Origin of the sequence: Pseudoduganella sp. RAF53_2, from assembly GCF_052113985.1 — a bacterium.
Classification (GTDB): Bacteria; Pseudomonadota; Gammaproteobacteria; order Burkholderiales; family Burkholderiaceae_D; genus Rugamonas.
Map to the genome: position 1 here is coordinate 1 of NZ_JBFRDW010000846.1, position 2,057 is coordinate 2,057.

The 2,057-nt window shown below is 53.1% G+C and carries 2 pseudogenes; both read right to left on the bottom strand.

From position 1 onward, the window contains the following. Window positions 1-740 (bottom strand): annotated as a pseudogene (locus tag AB4Z11_RS30250) (hypothetical protein); the annotation flags it as partial. An 864-nt stretch (window positions 741-1,604) separates the two neighbouring features. Next, window positions 1,605-2,057 (bottom strand): annotated as a pseudogene (locus tag AB4Z11_RS30255) (hypothetical protein); the annotation flags it as partial.

A 2,057-nucleotide genomic window follows, 5' to 3' on the forward strand; every position in this document is an offset into this window, starting at 1 on the left:
GTTTTGATGSTCGGGCTCGAATGTCGTGGATCCTCACTTTCATCCTGGCTAGTTTGAACATTAAGCCAAAATTGCCGACCAGAGGGAGAATTCTCAGTTTTCAAGAAATCTGCCCGTAAGGTCAACGTCTCTCCGCGTCGTAGACCTACGTTAAGCAGAAGCAGGAATGTGCAATACACTCGCCACTGTGTGGCCGGTGCCTTGAACGGGTTAGTCTCGGCACCAGGTACAACCAACTCGAAGAGCTCAGACAATACGGCTGCGGGCAGCGCACGAACGAAATGAGGCGCGTTATTCTTGCCAACCCTCAGCTGGCCATACAGCCGATCTAATCGCTCGAGCCGGAGAGTGATATCCGTGAGTCTGGCACTCACGTCGGGGGTCCTCAAAAGCCGCTCGGAGATCGCACGGACAAACTCAACCGCATCGCGCCATCGTTGTTCAGCTCCCGAACTGACGTCAGGAACGTTTCTCAGTGTGATGAAGTAGGACTCAAGAAATTCCTCAAGGATCCCCAAATTCTGGTCAGCAATCGCGTCGTCGAGCATGCCAAGGGGGCGTCCGTCCTCAGCGTGTCTGTAGAAGGCCTCGATGTGTTGCAATCGTTGCTTAAGCGTCGAAGGCGCCAAGGATCCGCCGATAAGCAAAGCCCATGCAGCTGCCCAGAATCGCGGAAGGTTCTGGGCATCGGTAAGTACATAGCCGTAGTGCGGAACTTTAATCAGCATGATACGCAACATGTTACTGCACAAAATCTGTGCACGTGTTGCGTAAGTTCAAACGGATAATGCAACAGATAGGAAACTGCACTAAGATCGCATAATTTATATTATGTCAAATCGTCGCCGGAGGAAAACTGCCCTACGCGCCGCAATAAATGCATGGTTTGAACGGCTGTTTTCGCGCCGGACACTGGAGCCTGCAACAAGCTAAAAAGTCGAGAATTTCACGCTTCGATACGCCTGCTAATTGCAGGCGTTTTTTCTGCTCGGCCACAGCGCGATACAACCGACGAGCCTTGGCCTGACCGAACCTCCCGCCCCGTTGATTCCGCAGATGCCAATACGCCTGCCGAATCGTGCCGTAAATTGTCTTCCGCTCCTGTTGCGTAAGAACATCAAAGGGAAATAACTCTAATTGCATTCAGGCAATTATATCGACTGCAACGTTCTTATGCAGACGACACCACTTCGCCAGCGCCGGACTGTTTGGCATGGCGCACGCACAGCCAACACAGCACCGCCCCCGAGGCCGCGTCCAAACGCCACAGGCCAGACATGCTCACATTGTCTACCTGGGCCTTGCAGCCCAGACCCCGCCACTGTCAATCGTGCGCATATCGGCGTGTTATAGAATAAACACATTGATTGCCTGAATACCCCGACACAAAATGACCATCTGGTGCATCCGCTATGCAGATCGCAACAACGTTGAACGTGCGATTTTTCGCGAGCAAAAAGACAAGCCCGACGAAACAGAAGCCGTTTCGATTCTTCGAGAGCAAATCCGCGCGCTAGAGGGAAGCAACACTCAGTATTTCCGTGGACATGCATCATTATCGGGACTCAGAGTCTTGGGGATCACAGAAGTCCCCTGATTCCGCGCTACTCGGTGACGGCAACCTTTGCGCTCAACACCAGAACCAAATCCGAATTGGAAGACGAAGCGGAACTGCCAGTCCAGCTAGCAGGAAGAAACGGCAAGCGATTCACCGTGTCCGCTTTCTGGGAGTCGTTCAGGCCACCGATCAACAGCACCTCACCATCACCAACCGTCACCGTAGTTTTGACCTGGCGCTTAATGAGCGTCGGCGAAGACGACACGCCAGTAACGGTAGCCTTGAAATTGCTGATCTGACCGTCCACGACGAGCCGTATACGGCCATTGCCCAACACTTTAGGGGTAACGTCCACAATCACCCCGGACGGCCTGTAAGTGACGTTTTGAACAGCGTTGCCCGCGTTATCCTTCCCCGTGCTGGAAATGGTCGGCGTCTCATCACCAACACTCAAGGTCAATTTCTCGTAATCGTCGCCACCAACACGGCTATTAGACAC